At 68.7% G+C, this 17,033-nt stretch carries 12 protein-coding genes; 8 read left to right on the top strand and 4 right to left on the bottom strand.

Annotation, left to right across the window (positions count from 1 at the left end):
- Positions 1–2 precede the first annotated feature (2 nt).
- The gene (locus tag ACWEKR_RS32860; protein ID WP_452357803.1) at positions 3–776 is read left to right on the top strand and encodes an ESX secretion-associated protein EspG; all 774 of its coding nucleotides are present in this window, start codon (positions 3–5) and stop codon (positions 774–776) included.
- A gap of 369 nt (positions 777–1,145) precedes the next feature.
- Here ACWEKR_RS32860 and ACWEKR_RS32855 read toward each other — a convergent pair whose 3' ends face one another.
- A complete protein-coding gene (locus tag ACWEKR_RS32855; protein ID WP_452357802.1) occupies positions 1,146–2,627 on the bottom strand; it encodes an MFS transporter in 1,482 nt (493 codons plus the stop codon).
- Between the two features lie 191 nt (positions 2,628–2,818).
- Positions 2,819–3,490: a FadR/GntR family transcriptional regulator gene (locus tag ACWEKR_RS32850; RefSeq protein WP_195091679.1), complete on the bottom strand. Its 672-nt coding sequence runs from the start codon at positions 3,488–3,490 to the stop codon at positions 2,819–2,821.
- Positions 3,491–3,555: 65 nt separating this feature from the next.
- Between ACWEKR_RS32850 and ACWEKR_RS32845 the strand changes: the two genes are divergently transcribed.
- From ACWEKR_RS32845 to ACWEKR_RS32820, 6 genes are all read left to right on the top strand, one after another.
- The gene (locus ACWEKR_RS32845; protein WP_452357801.1) at positions 3,556–4,812 is read left to right on the top strand and encodes an MFS transporter; all 1,257 of its coding nucleotides are present in this window, start codon (positions 3,556–3,558) and stop codon (positions 4,810–4,812) included.
- A 309-nt stretch (positions 4,813–5,121) separates the two neighbouring features.
- The gene (locus ACWEKR_RS32840; protein ID WP_452357818.1) at positions 5,122–6,618 is read left to right on the top strand and encodes a nitrate/nitrite transporter; all 1,497 of its coding nucleotides are present in this window, start codon (positions 5,122–5,124) and stop codon (positions 6,616–6,618) included.
- Between the two features lie 29 nt (positions 6,619–6,647).
- On the top strand, positions 6,648–9,173 hold the full coding sequence (nirB, locus tag ACWEKR_RS32835) for a nitrite reductase large subunit NirB (protein WP_452357800.1): 2,526 nt from the start codon (positions 6,648–6,650) through the stop codon (positions 9,171–9,173).
- 64 nt (positions 9,174–9,237) lie between these two features.
- Positions 9,238–9,639, top strand: a complete 402-nt coding sequence (nirD, locus tag ACWEKR_RS32830) for a nitrite reductase small subunit NirD (RefSeq protein WP_452357799.1) — start codon at positions 9,238–9,240, stop codon at positions 9,637–9,639.
- 6 nt (positions 9,640–9,645) lie between these two features.
- Positions 9,646–10,887 (top strand): uroporphyrinogen-III synthase, encoded by a 1,242-nt coding sequence (locus ACWEKR_RS32825; RefSeq protein ID WP_452357798.1) that lies wholly within the window; start codon positions 9,646–9,648, stop codon positions 10,885–10,887.
- On the top strand, positions 10,884–11,633 hold the full coding sequence (locus ACWEKR_RS32820; RefSeq protein WP_452357797.1) for a sirohydrochlorin chelatase: 750 nt from the start codon (positions 10,884–10,886) through the stop codon (positions 11,631–11,633). The genes ACWEKR_RS32825 and ACWEKR_RS32820 overlap by 4 nt, the downstream gene beginning before the upstream one ends.
- Positions 11,634–11,787: 154 nt before the next feature.
- Here the strand turns inward: ACWEKR_RS32820 and ACWEKR_RS32815 are convergent, their stop codons facing one another.
- Complete coding sequence (locus ACWEKR_RS32815) at positions 11,788–12,564, bottom strand: SDR family oxidoreductase (protein ID WP_452357796.1); 777 nt, start codon at positions 12,562–12,564, stop codon at positions 11,788–11,790.
- Positions 12,565–13,013: 449 nt separating this feature from the next.
- On the opposite strand from ACWEKR_RS32815, the gene ACWEKR_RS32810 reads away from it, so the two are divergent.
- Complete coding sequence (locus tag ACWEKR_RS32810) at positions 13,014–15,881, top strand: hypothetical protein (protein ID WP_452357795.1); 2,868 nt, start codon at positions 13,014–13,016, stop codon at positions 15,879–15,881.
- 37 nt (positions 15,882–15,918) lie between these two features.
- Here ACWEKR_RS32810 and ACWEKR_RS32805 read toward each other — a convergent pair whose 3' ends face one another.
- The gene (locus ACWEKR_RS32805) at positions 15,919–16,926 is read right to left on the bottom strand and encodes a GlxA family transcriptional regulator (RefSeq protein ID WP_452357794.1); all 1,008 of its coding nucleotides are present in this window, start codon (positions 16,924–16,926) and stop codon (positions 15,919–15,921) included.
- Positions 16,927–17,033: the final 107 nt, after the last annotated feature.

Here is a 17,033-nt window from a genome sequence, read left to right as displayed (position 1 = left end):
CCGTGCCTGAGGTGCAGAGCTGGCGGTTCACCGCGCTCGAATTCCGGACGCTGTGGGAGTCCACCGGCCGGGATGTGCTGCCCTATCCCTTGCAGCATCAGTACACGACGGAGTTCCGGTCGGAGAGCCTGCGGTTGCGGCAGGCCGCGGCGCAGTCGTTGCACCCGCGCATCGATGACGACCTGTTGCGTGCCGTGGAAGTGTTGCTGGCGCCGGAGGCTCGGGTGGAAGTGGCCGGATTCACCGGCGAACGCAGGGATCGCAAGCTGCGGGCGCATGCGGGAGTGCACTCCCAGCACGGCGCGGTCGCGGTGCAGGAACCGGGACCCGACCCGGAGCACGGCGGCGACGTGGTGTTGACGTTGCTGTCCGCCGGTGAGGTGGCGCGGGCCGTGGTCGATGTGTTCCCGGTCTGCGGCCCGGGAACGGGAAAGCAATTGCAGGCTTCCGCGGACGAACTCACGCGGCCACGTCCGCCGGTCCGTGATGCCTGGCGCCCGACGCCGCGAGAGGAGTTCGAGCGGTTCTTCACCCGCGCGATGACATTGATCGGTCACGTCGGCGTCTACGCGATGGGAAGCGTGGACAATCGGCATACCGAAGGTCGCAAAGACTTTCAGCTCAATGACGTCGAGAACGACGGACGCTACGTTACCTTCGGCACCGACCTGCTCACGATCAAACCCACCACCGCCGAACGCATCGCAGGCACCCTGCAACAAATGATCGCCAGGACCGTCAAGGAAGTGCGCGACGGAGTACACCTGCCGTACTGACGATCAGCGCGCAGCATCGCAATTTCGGATCGCTACCGCTGTTTCGCGTTCATATAAGGGCCATGCTGGCGTCGAGGTCATGCGCGTTCCACGCCGCCGGCCACGCATCGGCATGAGCACGAAAATCCATGCCCGCATCGTCCCGGCCGCACCCGCCTGCTCCCCGAGACCCGAATGCCGTTGCGGCATAGAGTCACAGACCGCACGAAACCGAACGTCCGCCCATCGTCCCGGTGCAGGCCGGAACCCATTGCTGGACCCGAGAGCGGGTGATGGGCGGACGTTCGGCAGGGCGGTTCCGCCGGAGGGGGACGGCGGTTGTCGCGCCCGTGTCCCGCGGGGTCCGGACCGCGGGACAGGTTGCGGCGGTCAGACGTTCGCGTAGGCCAGTGAGGGGACGCGCTGGATGGCGAACGAGGACCGCAGATAGAACCACCAGGTGACGCCGGCCATGACCAGGAACGTCGCGGCGTAGGCCCAGAACGCGGGAGCCATGCTGTGCAGGTGGGTGTTGGACAGCCGCAGCGCCTGCTGCAACAGCCAGCCGCCGGAGGCGCCGACCGCGCCGATGACGCCGATCGCGGCGCCCGCCTGGCGTTTGGCCGACGCGGCGGCTTCGGCCGCGTCGAGGCCGTGCTCGGTGGCGTACTTCTTGGACTCCGCGCTGAAGATGGTCGGGATCATCCGGTAGGTCGAGCCGTTGCCGATGCCGGTGAGCACGAACAGCAGCAGGAACGCGACGAGGTAGAGCGGGAAGCTCTTCAATTCCAGCCCGGCCATGATCAGCCCGACCGCGATCGCCATGCCGCCGAACACGTACAGGGTGATCTTCGCGCCGCCGACCTTGTCGGACACCCACCCGCCGAACGGCCGGCTGAACGACCCGACCAGCGCGCCGAGGAAGGCGAGGTTGCCGAGCGTGGTGATCCAGCCGATCTTGGCGAGGTCCGGGAAGTTGGCCTTGATCAGCGTCGGGAACGCGAAGGAGAAGCCGATGAACGAACCGAAGGTGCCGATGTAGAGGACCGCCATCACCCAGGTGTGCCGGTTGGTGAGCGCGAGCCGGTAGGACTTGCCGTCCGACTTGGCGGTGCTGATGCTGTCCATGTAGCGCAGCGCGCCGAACGCCGCGGCCAGGATGAACGGCACCCAGACCAGGACCGACAGCGTGATGCCGAAGCGGTAACCGCCCGGATCCTTGGCCATGATGTGCGTGCCGAGGGTGATCAGCAGCGGCAGGACCAGCTGGGTCTGGGCGACGCCGAGGTTGCCGCCGGCGGCGTTGATGCCCAGCGCGGCGCCCTTCTTGCCCTCGGGGAAGAAGAAGTTGATATTGGCCATCGAGGAGGAGAAGTTGCCGCCACCGACGCCCGCGAGCGCCGCCAGCACCAGGAACACCCACATCGGCGTGCCCGGCTGGTTGACGAAGTAGGCCAGGCCGAGCGTGGGGATCAGCAGCATCGCGGCACTGAACACGGTGAACGCTCGGCCACCGAAGCGGGGGATGGCGAAGGTGTACGGGATGCGCAGTGCGGCGCCGACGAGGGTGGGCGTCGAGGTGAGCAGCAGCGCGTTGCTCACCGCGGTGGGATTGCCCTTGCCGAGACCGGCGAGGAAGTCGAATCCGGCGGCGCCCATGCTGGTCACGACGGTGCCCCAGATGACCCAGATGCTGAAGCCGAGATTCTCGGCGAATACGGAGAAAATCAGATTCTTGCGCGCGGTCTTCGCGCCACCGGATTCCCAGAACTTCGCGTTGTCCGGATCCCAGTGGTCGAGCCAGCGTCCACGTCGTTGATATTCGAAAGTCGTTGTCTGCGACTGCTGGCCGGTGGCTGCTACGGCGGTCATCGGCTTCCTCTCGATTCGGCTCGACCGGCCCTCATCGCGGCGGCGCCGCCGGCGGCTGTCGAGTGCTAGCTACGGTCGAGACAAAGGTATGAGCCGCTTGTTGCGTCCCCGTGGCCCGCGATGACGTTCCCGGCAAATCCGACTCACATCGCGCGGCCCCGCATGGTGACCACTCGGTTACCTGACGCGAGTCAGCGGGCGTCGGGATATTCCGCGATGAGCGAATTCAGGAAGCAGCGCGTCGCCGAGGCGGCCCGTTCCGGGTCGCCGTCGATCACGGCGTGTACCAACGCGGCGTGCTCCTCGGTGTAGGAGTCGTCGGACTTGGCGGTGCGGGCGCGGATGACCTGTTCGATGATGGGCAGCAGCGAATCGTAGAACTCGAGGTATACCGCGTTGTGACTGGCGACGACGATGGCCCGGTGCAACTGGACGTCCGCCTCGATCGCGGCGGTGGGGTCGTCGTCCCATTTCTTGTCGCGTTCGGCCAGCAGGCGCAGCAGATTCGCGATGTCGGCGTCGTCGCGGCGGCGCGCGGCCAGGCCCGCGGCGGTGACATCCAGCGCGAGGCGCAGCTCCAGCACGTCGCGCTCCTCCGCGTCGGCGAAGTATTTGCCCAGGGTGCCGCCGAGGTCGGAGGCCGCGATCACATAAGTTCCTGACCCTTGGCGGCGCTCCAGCATGCCGGCGTGCACGAGCGCCTGGACGGCCTCGCGCACCGTGTTGCGGCCGGTGCCGGTGAGTTCGGTGAGCTCCGGCTCGGTCGGGATGCGGGCGCCGATCGGCCAACGGCCGGAAAGGATCTCGGCACGCAGCTGCTCGGTGACCTGAGCGATGAGGCTGGTACGCCGGACGGGTTGCACCCCGACAGAGTACCGCCCATCACAAATCGTTGCCGGTCTTCATCCGGTCATCCTATGATTTCTCGGTGACTGCGACCCTTCCCGAAACCGAGGCTCGCCAGGTATCCGTCCTGGTCGAGCGCCGTCGACGCGCGCTGACCGAGGGTCGCCTGCTGGTCCTCACCGCCATCGTGATGTCGGCACTCACCCTGCGGGTCGCCGTCACCGCGTTCAGCCCGCTGGCCGAGCGGATCGGCGCCGAAATCGGATACGGCGCCGCCGTTGTCGGCGTCTTCGGCATGATCCCCACCGCCATGTTCGCGCTGTCCGGACTGCTCACCCCGGTCTTGGCGGTACGGCTCGGATTGGAGCGCACGGCGCTGACGGCCATGCTGATGGCGGGTGCGGGCATGGTGCTGCGCGTGCTGATGTCGGGCACCGCCGAACTGCTCGTCTTCTCCGCGCTCGCCCTCGCGGGCATGGGCATCGGCAACGTGGTCATCCCGCCGCTGGTGAAACGGTATTTTCCGGATCGCCTCGCCGTGATCAGCTCGCTGTACATCGTGATGGTGCAGCTCGGCACGGTCGTGCCCGCCTTCACCGCGGTCCCCGTCGCCGAGGCGTACGGCTGGCGCGTCTCACTGGGAGTGTGGGGGCTGCTCGGCTTCGCCGCGGCGGTGCCCTGGCTGGCGGTGCTGCGCGGCAGGCGCGGGCGCGACGGTGCGGATACGACGGCGGTGCCGCAGCAGCAGCCGCATTCCGGCCGCGCGTGGCGCTCGCCGATCGCGTGGGGGATGGCGGGCATGTTCGGCATGACCTCGCTCACCACCTACGCCATGTTCACGTGGCTGCCGAAGATCCTGAGCGAGGCGGGCGCGAGCGCCGCGTACGGCGGAGCCATGGTCGGCCTGTTCGCCGTGGTCGGCTTGGTCGCCGCGCTCACCGCGCCGACCGTGGTGGCCCGGTTCCGCAATCCGTTTCCCGTCGTGGTGGGTTGCGCCGTGCTGTTCTTCGTCGCGTTCACCGGGCTGTTCCTCGCACCGATGGCCGCGCCGATCCTGTGGGTCGTTGTGCTCGGTCTAGGCCCGAGCACCTTCCCGATGGCGCTGACGCTGATCAACTTGCGCACCCGCACCTCCGCGGGGTCGGCCGCGCTGTCGGGCTTCACTCAGGGCGTCGGCTACGCGGTGGCCTGCGTGGGTCCGCTGCTGTTCGGCGTCCTGCACACGGCGACGGGTGGCTGGCTCGCTCCGTTCGCGATGCTCGCCGTGGCCGTGCTGGTGCTGCTCGTGGGCGCCTGGCAGGCGTGCAAGCCGCGCCTGCTCGAAGACACCTGGAATTGAGTCCGGCGCTGTCGGCGGGAAAACTCACAACTCCGGTTGCGCGGCTGTGCGAACGGAGTAAGGATGGGCGCAACGATTTTCGCGAAAGTAGCGCGCGTCACACCTCACTGCGCGCCGAATTCGATATCGGCCCATTTGTGACGCGCGGAAACCGTTGTGTCACATCCCTGAAACATTGGCGCGAAACTCACCCCGGATCACGGGTAATCGTGAGCAACCGTTGATTTGACGGTCATTTCGCGCAGCATTTCGGCAATACCCATTTCCTACCGTGGGGCCATCCGACATTGGGAGGCCCCGTTGAGCACGCTGACGCGTAACCGTCTGGAAGCGCTGGGACGGACGAAGATCCGCAGGCAGCAGATCGAGCACTGGGATGCCGAGGATGTCGCCGCCTGGGAAGCCGGCGGCAAGGACATCGCCCGGCGCAACCTGATCTGGTCGGTCTTCGCCGAGCACGTCGGTTTCTCCGTCTGGTCGATCTGGTCGGTGATGGTGCTGTTCATGCCGACCGACAAGTTCGGCATCGACCCGGCGGGCAAGTTCTTCCTGGTCGCCATGCCCACCCTGGTGGGCGCGTTCCTGCGGATTCCCTACACCGTGGCGACCGCGCGCTTCGGCGGACGCAACTGGACAGTCTTCAGCGCGGTGATGCTGCTCATCCCGACGCTGCTCACGCTGTACTTCGTCAACCAGCCCGGCACCTCGTACACGACGTTCCTCGTGGTCGCGGCGTTCGCGGGCTTCGGCGGCGGCAACTTCGCCTCCTCGATGACCAACATCAACGCGTTCTACCCGCAGCGGCTCAAGGGCTGGGCGCTCGGCCTGAACGCGGGCGGCGGCAACATCGGCGTTCCGGTGATCCAGCTGATCGGCCTGCTGGTCATCGCGACCATCGGCAACGGCTACGCCTCGCTGATCTGCGCGGTCTACCTGGTGCTCATCGCGATCGCCGGGCTCGGCGCCGCGCTGTTCATGGACAACCTGCCCAACCAGAAGGCCGACCTGTCCTACATGCTCACGGCGCTGAAGGTGCCGCAGTCCTGGGCGATCGCGTTCCTCTACATCGGCACCTTCGGCTCGTTCATCGGCTACAGCTTCGCCTTCGGCCAGATCCTGCAGATCAGCTTCCGCGCCGGCGGGGACACCGTCGCGCAGGCCACGCTGCATGCCGCGCAGATCGCGTTCATCGGTCCGCTGCTCGGGTCGCTGGCCCGGCCTTACGGCGGTAAGTGGGCCGACCGCATCGGCGGCGGCAAAGTGACGCTCTTGACGTTCATCGCCATGATGGCGGCGGCCCTGCTGGTCACCGTGGCGAGCACGATGGCCGACAACAACGACGGCGTAGCCGGCGGCGGCGTGATGACCGCTCTGGTCATCGGCTTCATCGCCCTGTTCGTGCTCTCCGGCATCGGCAACGGGTCGGTCACCAAGATCATCCCGTCGGTGTTCGAGGCGAAGTCGAGGAGCCTGGACGCCACGCCCGCCGAACGGTCGGCCTGGTCGCAGAACACCTCCGGCGCGCTGATCGGTTTCGTCGGCGCGATCGGCGCCCTCGGCGGCGTGGGCATCAACTTGGTGCTGCGCTCCTCCTACGCGTCCACCAAGTCGGCCACCACCGCGTTCTGGGTCTTCGTGGCCTTCTACGTGCTCTGCGCCCTGGTGGTCTGGGCGGTGTTCCTGCGCCGTCCCGGCCTGCGGGGCCTGGCCGCCGACTCCGATGTCGTGACCGAAGCCGAGAGCTTCGTCCTCGAAGCCGAGGCCGGTCGGTCCCAGTCCCCGTCCGCCGGCTCGGCCCGCGCCTGACACCCGATCCAGTCCAGGAGGACCCCCAGATGAACCCCACAGTCGTTCGCAAGACCGCGGTGGTCGTCGGCCACGGAATGGTCGGGCACCGGTTCGTCGAGGCGCTGCGCTCGCGCGACACCGAAGGCCGGTGGCAGGTGATCATCCTCAGCGAGGAGCAGCTGCCCGCCTACGACCGCGTCGGCCTCTCGTCCTATGTCGGCGCGTGGGACGCGAGCGCGCTCGCGCTGCCCGGCAACGAGTACGCCGGTGACGAGCTGGTGGAGCTGCGGTTGGGCCAGAGCGCCGAGTCGATCGACCGGGCGGCGCGGAAGGTGACCACCTCCTCCGGCGACATCCTCGCCTTCGACGCACTGGTGCTGGCCACCGGCTCCTACCCGTTCGTGCCGCCGGTGCCCGGCCACGACCGGCCGGAGTGCTTCGTCTACCGCACCATCGACGACCTCGACGGCATCCGCGCGGCCGCCGAAGCCGCCGGTCCCGGCGCGGCGGGCGTGGTGGTCGGCGGCGGTCTGCTCGGTCTGGAGGCCGCGAACGCGCTGCGCCTGCTCGGGCTGACCCCGCACGTGGTCGAGTACAACACCCGGCTGATGCCCGCCCAGGTCGACGAGGGCGGCGGCGCCATCCTGGAACGCCTGGTCACCGACCTCGGCCTGCACGTGCACACCGGTGTGGGCACCTCCGCGATCGAGGCCGCGGGGCAGGGCGTGAAGGTCACGCTCTCCGACGAGACCGTGATCGATGCCGGGTTGGTCGTGTTCTCCGCCGGTGTCCGTCCGCGCGACCAGATCGCCCGCGACGCGGGCCTCGAGGTGGGCCCCCGCGGCGGCATCATCACCGATCTCGGCCTGCAGACCTCCGACCCGAACATCTGGGCCATCGGGGAATGCGCCGCCGTGGAAGGCGTGTGCTACGGCCTCGTCGCGCCGGGCTACAGCACCGCCGAGATCGTCGCCGACCGCCTCCTGGGCGGGGCGGGCGAGTTCCCGGGCGCGGACATGTCGACCAAGCTCAAGCTGCTCGGCGTCGACGTGGCCAGCTTCGGTGACGCGCACGGCGTCACCGAGGGCGCGCTGTCGGTCGTGCTGCACGACGCGGCCAAGGGCACCTACGCCAAGCTCGTCGTCTCCGATGACGCGAAGACGCTGCTCGGCGGCATCCTGGTCGGCGACGCCACCGCCTACTCGGCGCTGCGCCCGCTGGTCGGCCGCCCGCTGCCCGCCGAACCGGCCGCACTGATCTCGCCCGCGGGCGCGGAACTCGGCGCCGACTCGCTGCCGGACGACGCGCAGATCTGCTCCTGCAACAACGTGTCGAAGGGCGCGATCTGCGGTGCGATCGCCGACGGCGCCTGCGACGTCCCGGCGATCAAGAGCTGCACCAGCGCCGGAACCTCGTGCGGCGGTTGCGTTCCGATGCTCAAGAAGCTGCTCGAACAGTCCGGCGTGGAGATGTCCAAGGCGCTGTGCGAGCACTTCGAGCAGTCGCGCGCCGAGCTGTTCCAGATCGTCCAGGTCACCGGCATCCGCACCTTCTCCGGGCTGCTCGCCAAGTACGGCAAGGGCGCGGGCTGCGACATCTGCAAGCCGACCGTGGCGTCCATCCTCGCCTCCACCTCGAGCGACCACATCCTCGACGGCGAGCAGGCCGCGCTGCAGGACACCAACGACCACTTCCTGGCCAACCTGCAGAAGAACGGCACCTACTCGGTGGTGCCCCGGATGCCCGGCGGCGAGGTGACCGCCGAGCAGCTCATCACCATCGGTGAGGTGGCCAAGGAATTCGGCCTGTACGTGAAGGTCACCGGCGGCCAGCGCATCGACCTGTTCGGCGCGCGCGTCGAGCAGCTGCCGTTGATCTGGAAGCGGCTGGTCGACGCGGGCATGGAATCCGGTCACGCGTACGGCAAGTCGCTGCGCACCGTGAAGAGCTGCGTCGGCTCCACCTGGTGCCGCTACGGGCAGCAGGACTCGGTCGGCATGGCCGTGCTGCTGGAGAAGCGCTACCGCGGCCTGCGCTCGCCGCACAAGCTGAAGCTGGCGGTGTCCGGCTGCGCCCGCGAATGCGCCGAGGCGCGCGGCAAGGACGTCGGCGTGATCGCCACCGAGAACGGCTGGAACCTCTACGTCGGCGGCAACGGCGGTCTCACCCCGAAGCACGCGGTGCTGCTGGCCGGTGAACTCGACGACGAGACGCTGATCAAGTACATCGACCGGTACCTGATGTTCTACATCCGCACCGCCGACCGTTTGCAGCGCACCGCTCCCTGGCAGGAGGCGCTGGAAGGCGGCATGGATTACCTCAAGCAGGTGATCTGCGAGGACAGCCTCGGCATCGCCGAGGATTTGGAAGCGGCGATGGCCCAGCACGTCGCCGGCTACCGCGACGAATGGGCCGCGGTGCTGGAGGACGAAGAGAAGCTCTCTCGCTTCGTGTCGTTCGTCAACGCCCCGGAGGAAGCCGATCCGACGATTTCCTTCGACGAAACCGGGGAGCGGAAGGTTCCCGTCCTGCTCGGACTGCCGGAAGTCCCGGTCGCCACGCAGGGGAAATGACCGCTTAACCGCTTGGAAACAGAACGTCGGTACCAATGAGTAAGGCGTTTGGAGGATGACACCGATGACCGTGATCGATACCCCCGGCATCGCCACAGCAACCACCACGGGGTGGACGCAGGCTTGCCGTCTCGACTACCTGATTCCCGGCCGCGGCGTTGCGGTGTTGCTGAAAGGCGGCCGCCAAGCTGCCCTATTCCTGCTGGAGAACGGCATGCTGTATGCCGTCGGCAATATCGATCCGATCGGCCGGGCGGCGGTCATGTCGCGCGGAATCGTCGGCGATCGCGGCGGCGTGCCGGTCGTGGCCTCGCCGCTGCTCAAGCAGGCCTTCTCCCTGGTCGACGGGCGTTGCCTGGACGACGAATCGGCGATGCTGCCGGTGTACGCGGTGCGCGTGGACGACGGCATCGTTTCGATTTCCAACGAGCCGGTGACCTCCGCGCTCGCGTCCTCGGATGGATGAACGCCAATGACAACAGTTGACGCGGGCGCGAGCCTGGCCGGATTCACGGTGGGTATCACGGCGGCCCGGCGGGCGGAGGAATTCGCCACCCTGCTGGAACGCCGTGGCGCGACCATCGTTTCGGCGCCGGCCATCCGGATCATCCCGCTGGCCGATGACAACGAGCTGGAGCGGGTGACCCGGCAGCTGGTCGCCGATCCGCCGCAGATCACCGTGGCCACCACGGGAATCGGCTTCCGCGGGTGGATGGAGGCGGCCGAGGGCTGGGGCCTCGCCGAGGACCTGCGCGCGACGCTGGGCACCACCCGCATGCTCGCCCGTGGCCCGAAGGCCAAGGGCGCCATCCGCGCCGCGGAACTGCGCGAGGAGTGGTCGCCCGCCTCCGAGTCCTCCGCCGAAGTGCTCGATCACCTGCTCGCCGAGGGCGTGGAGGGCGTCCGGATCGCCGTGCAGCTGCACGGGGCCACCACCGAGTGGGAGCCGGTGCCCGACTTCTGCGAGGTATTGCGTTGTGCGGGCGCGGATGTCGTGCCGGTGCCGGTGTACCGCTGGGTGCCGCCGGACGACCAGGGGCCGATGGATCATCTCATCGAGGCCGCCGTCACCTCCGGGATCGACTGCGTCACCTTCACCAGCGCTCCCGCCGTGGCGTCGATGTTGATGCGCGCCAAGGAAACCGGACTGCTGGAAGGACTGCTGTACGCGCTGCGTGGCCGGGTGCTGCCCGCTTGCGTCGGCCCGATCACGGCCGCGCCGCTGGAAGAACTCGGGGTGCCCACCTCGATGCCGGGCCGGGCCCGGCTCGGCGCGCTGGCCCGCCACGTCGCCGAGGAACTGCCCCGGCGGGCCAACCGGATCCATGCCGCGGGCCACATCATCAGCGTGCGCGGCGCCTGCGTGGTGGTCGACGGTCAGGTGCGTCAACTGGCGCCCGCCCCGATGGCCCTGATGCGCTCGCTGGCCCGCCAGCCCGGCCGCGTCGTCTCGCGCGAGGACCTGCTCGCCGCGCTGCCCGGCGGCGGGGACGACACGCACGCGGTGGAGACCGCCATCGCACGCCTGCGCGCCGGACTCGGCACGCCGAAAGCGATTCAGACGGTGGTCAAACGCGGCTACCGGCTCGCGCTGGACCCGGCGGAATGTACCGACAACAATCCACGGCCCACCGCGACAGGAGGACCGCAGGTGCCCGGCGTCGGAATCCCGACCCGGGCACCTCGGTACATCCAGGCTGCGGGGGGCTGGTGAACGCGCCCGCCTTGGTGCTGGTGGCCCACGGGACCCGCAGCACCAAGGGCGTGCAGATGATCGCGGCGCTCGCCGAGGCCGTGACGAAGGAACTCGGTGCCGGGGTTTCGGGGCCCGGCACCGAGACGCCCCGGGTGCGTACGGCATTCGTGGACGTGCTCGGTCCTTCGCCCTCGGAAGTTCTGCGTGATCTCGTGACTCCGGCCGGGGAGTCCGTTCCCGCCGTTGTTGTTCCGGCGTTTCTCGCCTCTGGTTATCACGTCTATCAGGACGTGCCGCGTGAGGTCGCCGAGAGCGACCATCCCGCTGTGACGGTCACGCCCGCGATGGGGCCGGATCCGGCGCTGGCGCGGATCATGGCGATGCGTCTGCGCGCGGCGGGCTGGTCTCCGGGCGACGCGGTGGTCTTCGCCGCGGCGGGCTCCTCGGACGCCCGTGCCCGCCAGGATGTCCGGCGTGCGGCCGCACTGCTGGCCGAGCGCCTCGGCGCAGGAGTCCGCATCGGCTACGTCGCCACCGGTGCGCCGCGCGTCCCGGATGTCGTCACGGACTTGCGCGCGAGCGGGGCGAGCCGGGTCTTCGTGGCCTCGTATCTGCTCGCGCACGGCCTGTTCCAGCAGCGCCTGCACGAGTCGGGCGCGGACGGCGTCGCCGAACCCATCGGCGTGCACCCGGCGGTGGTCCGGTTGATCGCCGACCGCTACCGGGTTGCGGCGGGGGAGCTGGTGCGAGCGCGGGCTCGCTGAGCCCCGCGATCGGGTTTCCGGCCCAGCCGGTCGAGCCTGCTCGATTACCGAGTGCGGCGGGCCGCAGGCGATCGGTGCGGGTCCGGGGTAAGTCACGCGTTCGGAGCACGCACGGACGATTCGGTGCAGAGTCGGTCCTGTCGCGGATCTGCGATCATCGACGCTTTCGGTCGCCCGCATAGGGATTCACCGGCCCCGCCGCGACGAACTGTGACCAGGTCTGTACGCCGTCGGCATGATCCGGGCACGTGTTCAGTCCCGCCCGGAACGCGCTTCCGATGCGTCCGGGCACCGGCAGCGGGACGATCCGCCGGGGACGTTGCCTGGCGGCTTGCCAGACCTGCGCCAACTGCGCCATCGTCCGCACTTCCGGGCCCCCGAAGTCGGGAGCCCGGCCGAGCGGCTCGCCCTCGGCCAGCTCGGCGATCCGCCGCGCCACATCGGCGGCGGCGACCGGCTGGAAACGGAAGTCCTGCGGCAGCGGCGCCACCGGCCATTTCTCGACGGTCTGCAGCACCGCCGCGATCAGTTCGTGGAATTGGGTCGCGCGCAGGACGGTGTGCGGCACACCGCTGTCGGTGACAGCTCGTTCGCAGGCCAGCTTGTTGCGGTAGTACCGGAACGGGATGCGGTCGATCCCGACGATCGACACGTACAGCAGGTGCCGGACGCCTCGCGCGTGCCGCAGCAGGCTCTCGGTCTGGGCGAGGTCCGAGCCGCCCATCCGGCGGGCATCCGTGGCCGCGTGCACGATGACGTCGGCGTCCGCCACGGCCTCCGCCAGACCCGTGCCCGTGCGCAGATCGCCCACATGCGTGCCCGCCCCTGGGCGACGGGACAGCACCCGTACGTCATCGCCCGCTTCGCGCAGCCGGTCGACCACGAGCCTGCCCAGCGCACCGGTTCCGCCCGTGACGAGAATTCTGGTCATGGACAACTTCTACCGATGAATCCGGCGGGCGCGCGAAAACCCGTCGTCACAGTGGCGAGTCGCACAGCGATTCGTCCGACCGACCCGGCGAAGACGTGCCGATGTGTCGCCGGATGTGTCCGAGGGTTGTCGTGATCGAAATCGACTGCAGGACAAATGGTCCTGTTTCCGATACGGAACACCGGCGCGATGGTTCAATCGAAGTGCCGGAAGCTCGGCAGTCGGGAGGAGGGCCTGATGCCGGTCGCAGGTGTGGAAGCCGGTTCGCGATGGTGGGCGCCGAGGGACTTCGGAACGTCGGTATCCGACGTGCTGAAGCGTATGGAGACGCTGGGTTGTCAGGGCGCAGCCGGGTCGAGTAGTCGTGTCGATCGGCGTGCTCTGCGACGTCTCGGCGGCGGGACAGCCGATGCGAACGCAGTAGGACGCGAGGCACGATCGTGAGTGTGGTGCCGAGGCGTCGTACCACCCGCGCGGACACCGGGTACGGAGCGTTCCTGTCCTACAGCGGCGACCGGGACCGGGCGGTGCTTCCGCTGGTCCAGAACGCGATCGAAAAACTGCCACGGCCGTGGTACCGCTTTCCGCACATGCGCGTCTTCCTCGACTACAGCGGTGTCCCGATCGGGCCGGAACTCTGGGACAAGATCGTCGCGGGCCTGTCGCGCTCGAAGTGGCTCGTCGTGGTGGCTTCGCCCGAGGCGGCCGGTTCCATCTGGGTGGACCGCGAAATCGCGTGGTGGCTGGCGCATCGGTCTCCCGAGACGATACTGCTGGTTCTCAGTGCCGGGTCCTTGGTCTGGGACGAGCGAGCCGGGGATTGGGACCGAGCGCGCTCCACCGCGCTACCGCCGCGCCTGTTCGGGGTTTTCGCGTCCGAACCCGTATACAAGACGATCAAATGGCGCGAGAACGCGGATGGCGTGCCCCGTCCGGACATCGACGCCATCGCGGTGGGTATCGCCGCGGTGATTCGCGGCGTATCCGAGGCCGACGTCAAATCCGAGGGCTATCAGCAGACCAGGCGGAACTTACGCTGGGCGAAAACCGCGATCGGCGCATTGGTCATCTTGCTCGTCGTGGCGTTGGTCGCGGCGGTCGTGGCCCGGGTGCAGAGCACTCGCGCCGAGGAGCAGGCCAGGATCGCCACAGCGCGGCTCATGGCTTCCGTCTCGGACACGAGGATGGCCACGGATGTCCGTGCGGCCCTGCTCCTGGCCGTCGCGGCCTACCGTCTCGACCCGAGCGCACGTCACCATGCCGCTCTGCTCCGCGCGAATCTGGCCGGTTCGAAAGTCGCGCGTTACGTTGCGACGCCCGCGGACGTCACCGCCCTGCAGAGCAGCGCCGACGGTCGAGCCGTCGTTGCCGGGCTGGCCGACGGGCAAGTCGTGAGCTGGGCGCCCGGTGATCCGGCGACGACTTCGGTCGGGCGTTTGCCCGGTGAGATCCGGTCACTGGCCGTCGCAGCGGACGGCCGGACCGTCCTCGCCACGGACGGCGCCTCGATCGCATTGTGGGGTGGAAACTCCGGTCGTCCGGACCTCGACGTGCCCGACACGACCGAGGTCGATCTTGTCGCCATATCCGAATCCGGGAAGGTGGGTGCGGTTCATCGCCGCGATGCCACGGCGGCGGCAGGCACCCCGGGGGCGGTCGACATCATCGATATCGCCGCCGGGCGGGTTCTCGCGTCACATCCGACCGAACGGGCGCTGACCAGCATGGTGTTCACCGATGGCGCTACCTTGCGTCTCCTCGACACCAACGGCAGCGTGCGACAGATCTCGCTGCGCGACGGCGCCGTCGTAGATCTTTCCCCCCTCGACACCGACTACGCCTGTGGCACCGGCCAAGATGTCGGAGAATTGTCGGCCGACGGGTCGTCGTTCACATGCGCGGTCTTGCCCGGTATTCCGGTGCCGGTTCTCCGGCCGCGTCCGACGCCGGACGCGGGCCGCCCGGAGCCCGGATATGTAGGTGTCGTCATGCCCAGCCGGTCGGCTCCAGCCGTGCTCAGCCGCTCGGCGCGCACGGCGGCGGTACCCAGTGCGGACGCCGGGTTATACGTTGCGCCCGTGACCGGCGAGGTAACACCCCCGCAGCCGCCACCACTGATCACCGGTGCCGCTGTCGACTTCGACCGGAAGCTACTGCGTTTCCTCGGGACCTCTGAGACACAACTGGTTTCGGCGTCCGGGCGACTGGTCACCCTGTGGGATCTCGCGCAGCGCGACCGGCTGGCGAAATCCGTCCCGGTGCCGATCGTCAAGGGATGCAATTCTTGTCCGCCCAGCTTGTCACTGTCACCGGACGGACGCACCGCGGCGATCACAGGCCAGCACAAGGACCCGGGAAGTTCGGCGCTGAACAGCGACGTCGTGATCATCCAGCAGCTCCGGCCGGACTCGTCCCGTCAATTCTCCATACCGGGCTTGTCCGGAATTCTCTCCTGGCGCGCGGACGGCGGCATGCTGGTGCTCGCCGCGAATCCGGTATCCGGCTACGACCGTCGCGTCTGGGCCCACCGGCCGTCGGTGCAGACGCCATTCGAGGTGGCGGTGCTGTCGTCGCCACCGCCCTCGCACACCGTCCGAGCGGCCGGCGTGTTGTCCGCATCCGGAACCGCCGTGTCTTTCGACGACAGAGGAAGGGTGTCCCTGCACGACTTGGCCACCGGTGGTGTCGAGACGGAATTCATCCCGCTGGGCGGTGCGGTCGACACCGACGATGTCTCGCAAGCGCGGATCGATGCGGCCGGAGAATTCTTGGTCATGCGCGATGCCGAGGACATATCGGTCTACGACTTGTCGCGACGGGAGATCACGCACGATCTCGACGGCAAGGACGTGCAGGCGATCGAGTTCGCCGGGCGGCATCTGCTGATCCAGCGCGAGGACAGCATCGAGGTATGGGATCGCACCGGCTCGACTCGTGAGCGGACGATTCCCTTCCGCGGCGATGGGGCCGCGAACCCGCAGATCGCCGCCGCCGCGGACGCGACCGTGGTCGTCGCGAAAGGCGCGACAGGCCGATTGACTCTCTTCGCCGACGGCACGAATCTCGGGCAACTGGAACCGGACGCCGTCTGGCACGTCAACTCTGCGGTCGCCGTGTCCGCTGACGGACGGTACCTCGTGACGGTCAATCCCGGTCCCGCATTCTCCGGCGGCGTGGATGGAACGTTGATCGAACGTGACATCTCACCGGACGGCCTGATCCGGACCGCCTGCGAGCACGCCGGGAGCGATCTCACCGACGCCGAATGGAACGCACTGATGGGGGTTGCGCGTCCAGCACAAGCCCGCTGCCCGTAGTGCGCGTTCGACTTGCCCACGGGGCGTGGCGGCCGCTTCACCGGCGGTCGGTGGCCGGTCCTCCCGCGCCGACCGTCCTTTCTGTGCGGGCCTGGCGTGCGGGCGAACGCGTGAACGACGCGCGGTAGCTGGTCGGTGGCACCCCGACATGCCGGATCATGTGCTGGCGCAACGATTCCGCCGACCCGATGCCGCTGTGCCTGGCGACCTGGTCCATCGGCAGCGTGGTGGATTCCAGCAGTTCCCTGGCGCGTTGCAGGCGTTGGTGCAGCAGCCATTTCTGCGGGCTGAGTCCGGTCTCCTCGTGGAAGCGGCGGGTCAGGGTGCGAACGCTGATGCGCGCGTGGGCGGCCAGGTCGTCCAGCGACAGCGGTGTGTCCAGTCGTCGCAGCGCCCAGGCGCGGGTGCCGGCGAGCGACACGCCGTGCTCGGCGGGCAGGGGCGCGTCCACGAACTGGGCCTGCCCGCCGGGCCGTACCGGAGTGACGACGGCGGTGCGGGCGGCGGCGTTCGCCACCGTCGCGCCGTAGTCGGCGCGAATCAGATGCAGGCACAGGTCTATTCCGGCCGCGGCGCCCGCAGCCGTGGTGATCGGGCCGTCCTCGATGAACAACGCGTCGCTGCGGACCGATACGTCCGGATGGTTCGCCGCCAGTTCGTCGGCCAGGCCCCAGTGCGTGGTGGCGGTGCGGCCGGCCAGCAGACCCGCCTGCGCCAGGACGAAGGCTCCGCTGCAGATCGAGGTGACGCGTTTGCCCGCGGACATCGCTCGACGCAGGGCGGCCAGCGTGGCGGCATCGGCGTCGGCGCGGCTGCCGGTGCTCGGCACGATCACGATGTCCGCCTCCTCGATCGCGTCGAGGCCCCGGGAGACGACCACATCGAAACCGCCAAGCCCCGCGGGCAGGACGCCGGGCACGGCGGTGCACACCAGGATGCGATAACCGGGTTCGCCGTCCACGATGGCCGCGCCGAGCACCGTTTCCGGCATGGCCAGGTCGAAAGCTTTCACCGGAGGAACCGCGACGACGGCGACAGTGTGCATGGCCTGATCCTTGGGATAGTTGGCAGTCCGGCCAGTAGCTTACCCGTTCGCGCCACGGCAGGCTCGATGGCACGCGATCGGCGAATGGCGCGGGGTGTGCCCGCCGG

Source organism: Nocardia sp. NPDC004573 (genome assembly GCF_053602135.1).
The sequence above is the reverse complement of the archived record's forward strand: the minus strand, read 5'-3'. Positions and strand labels throughout refer to the sequence as shown.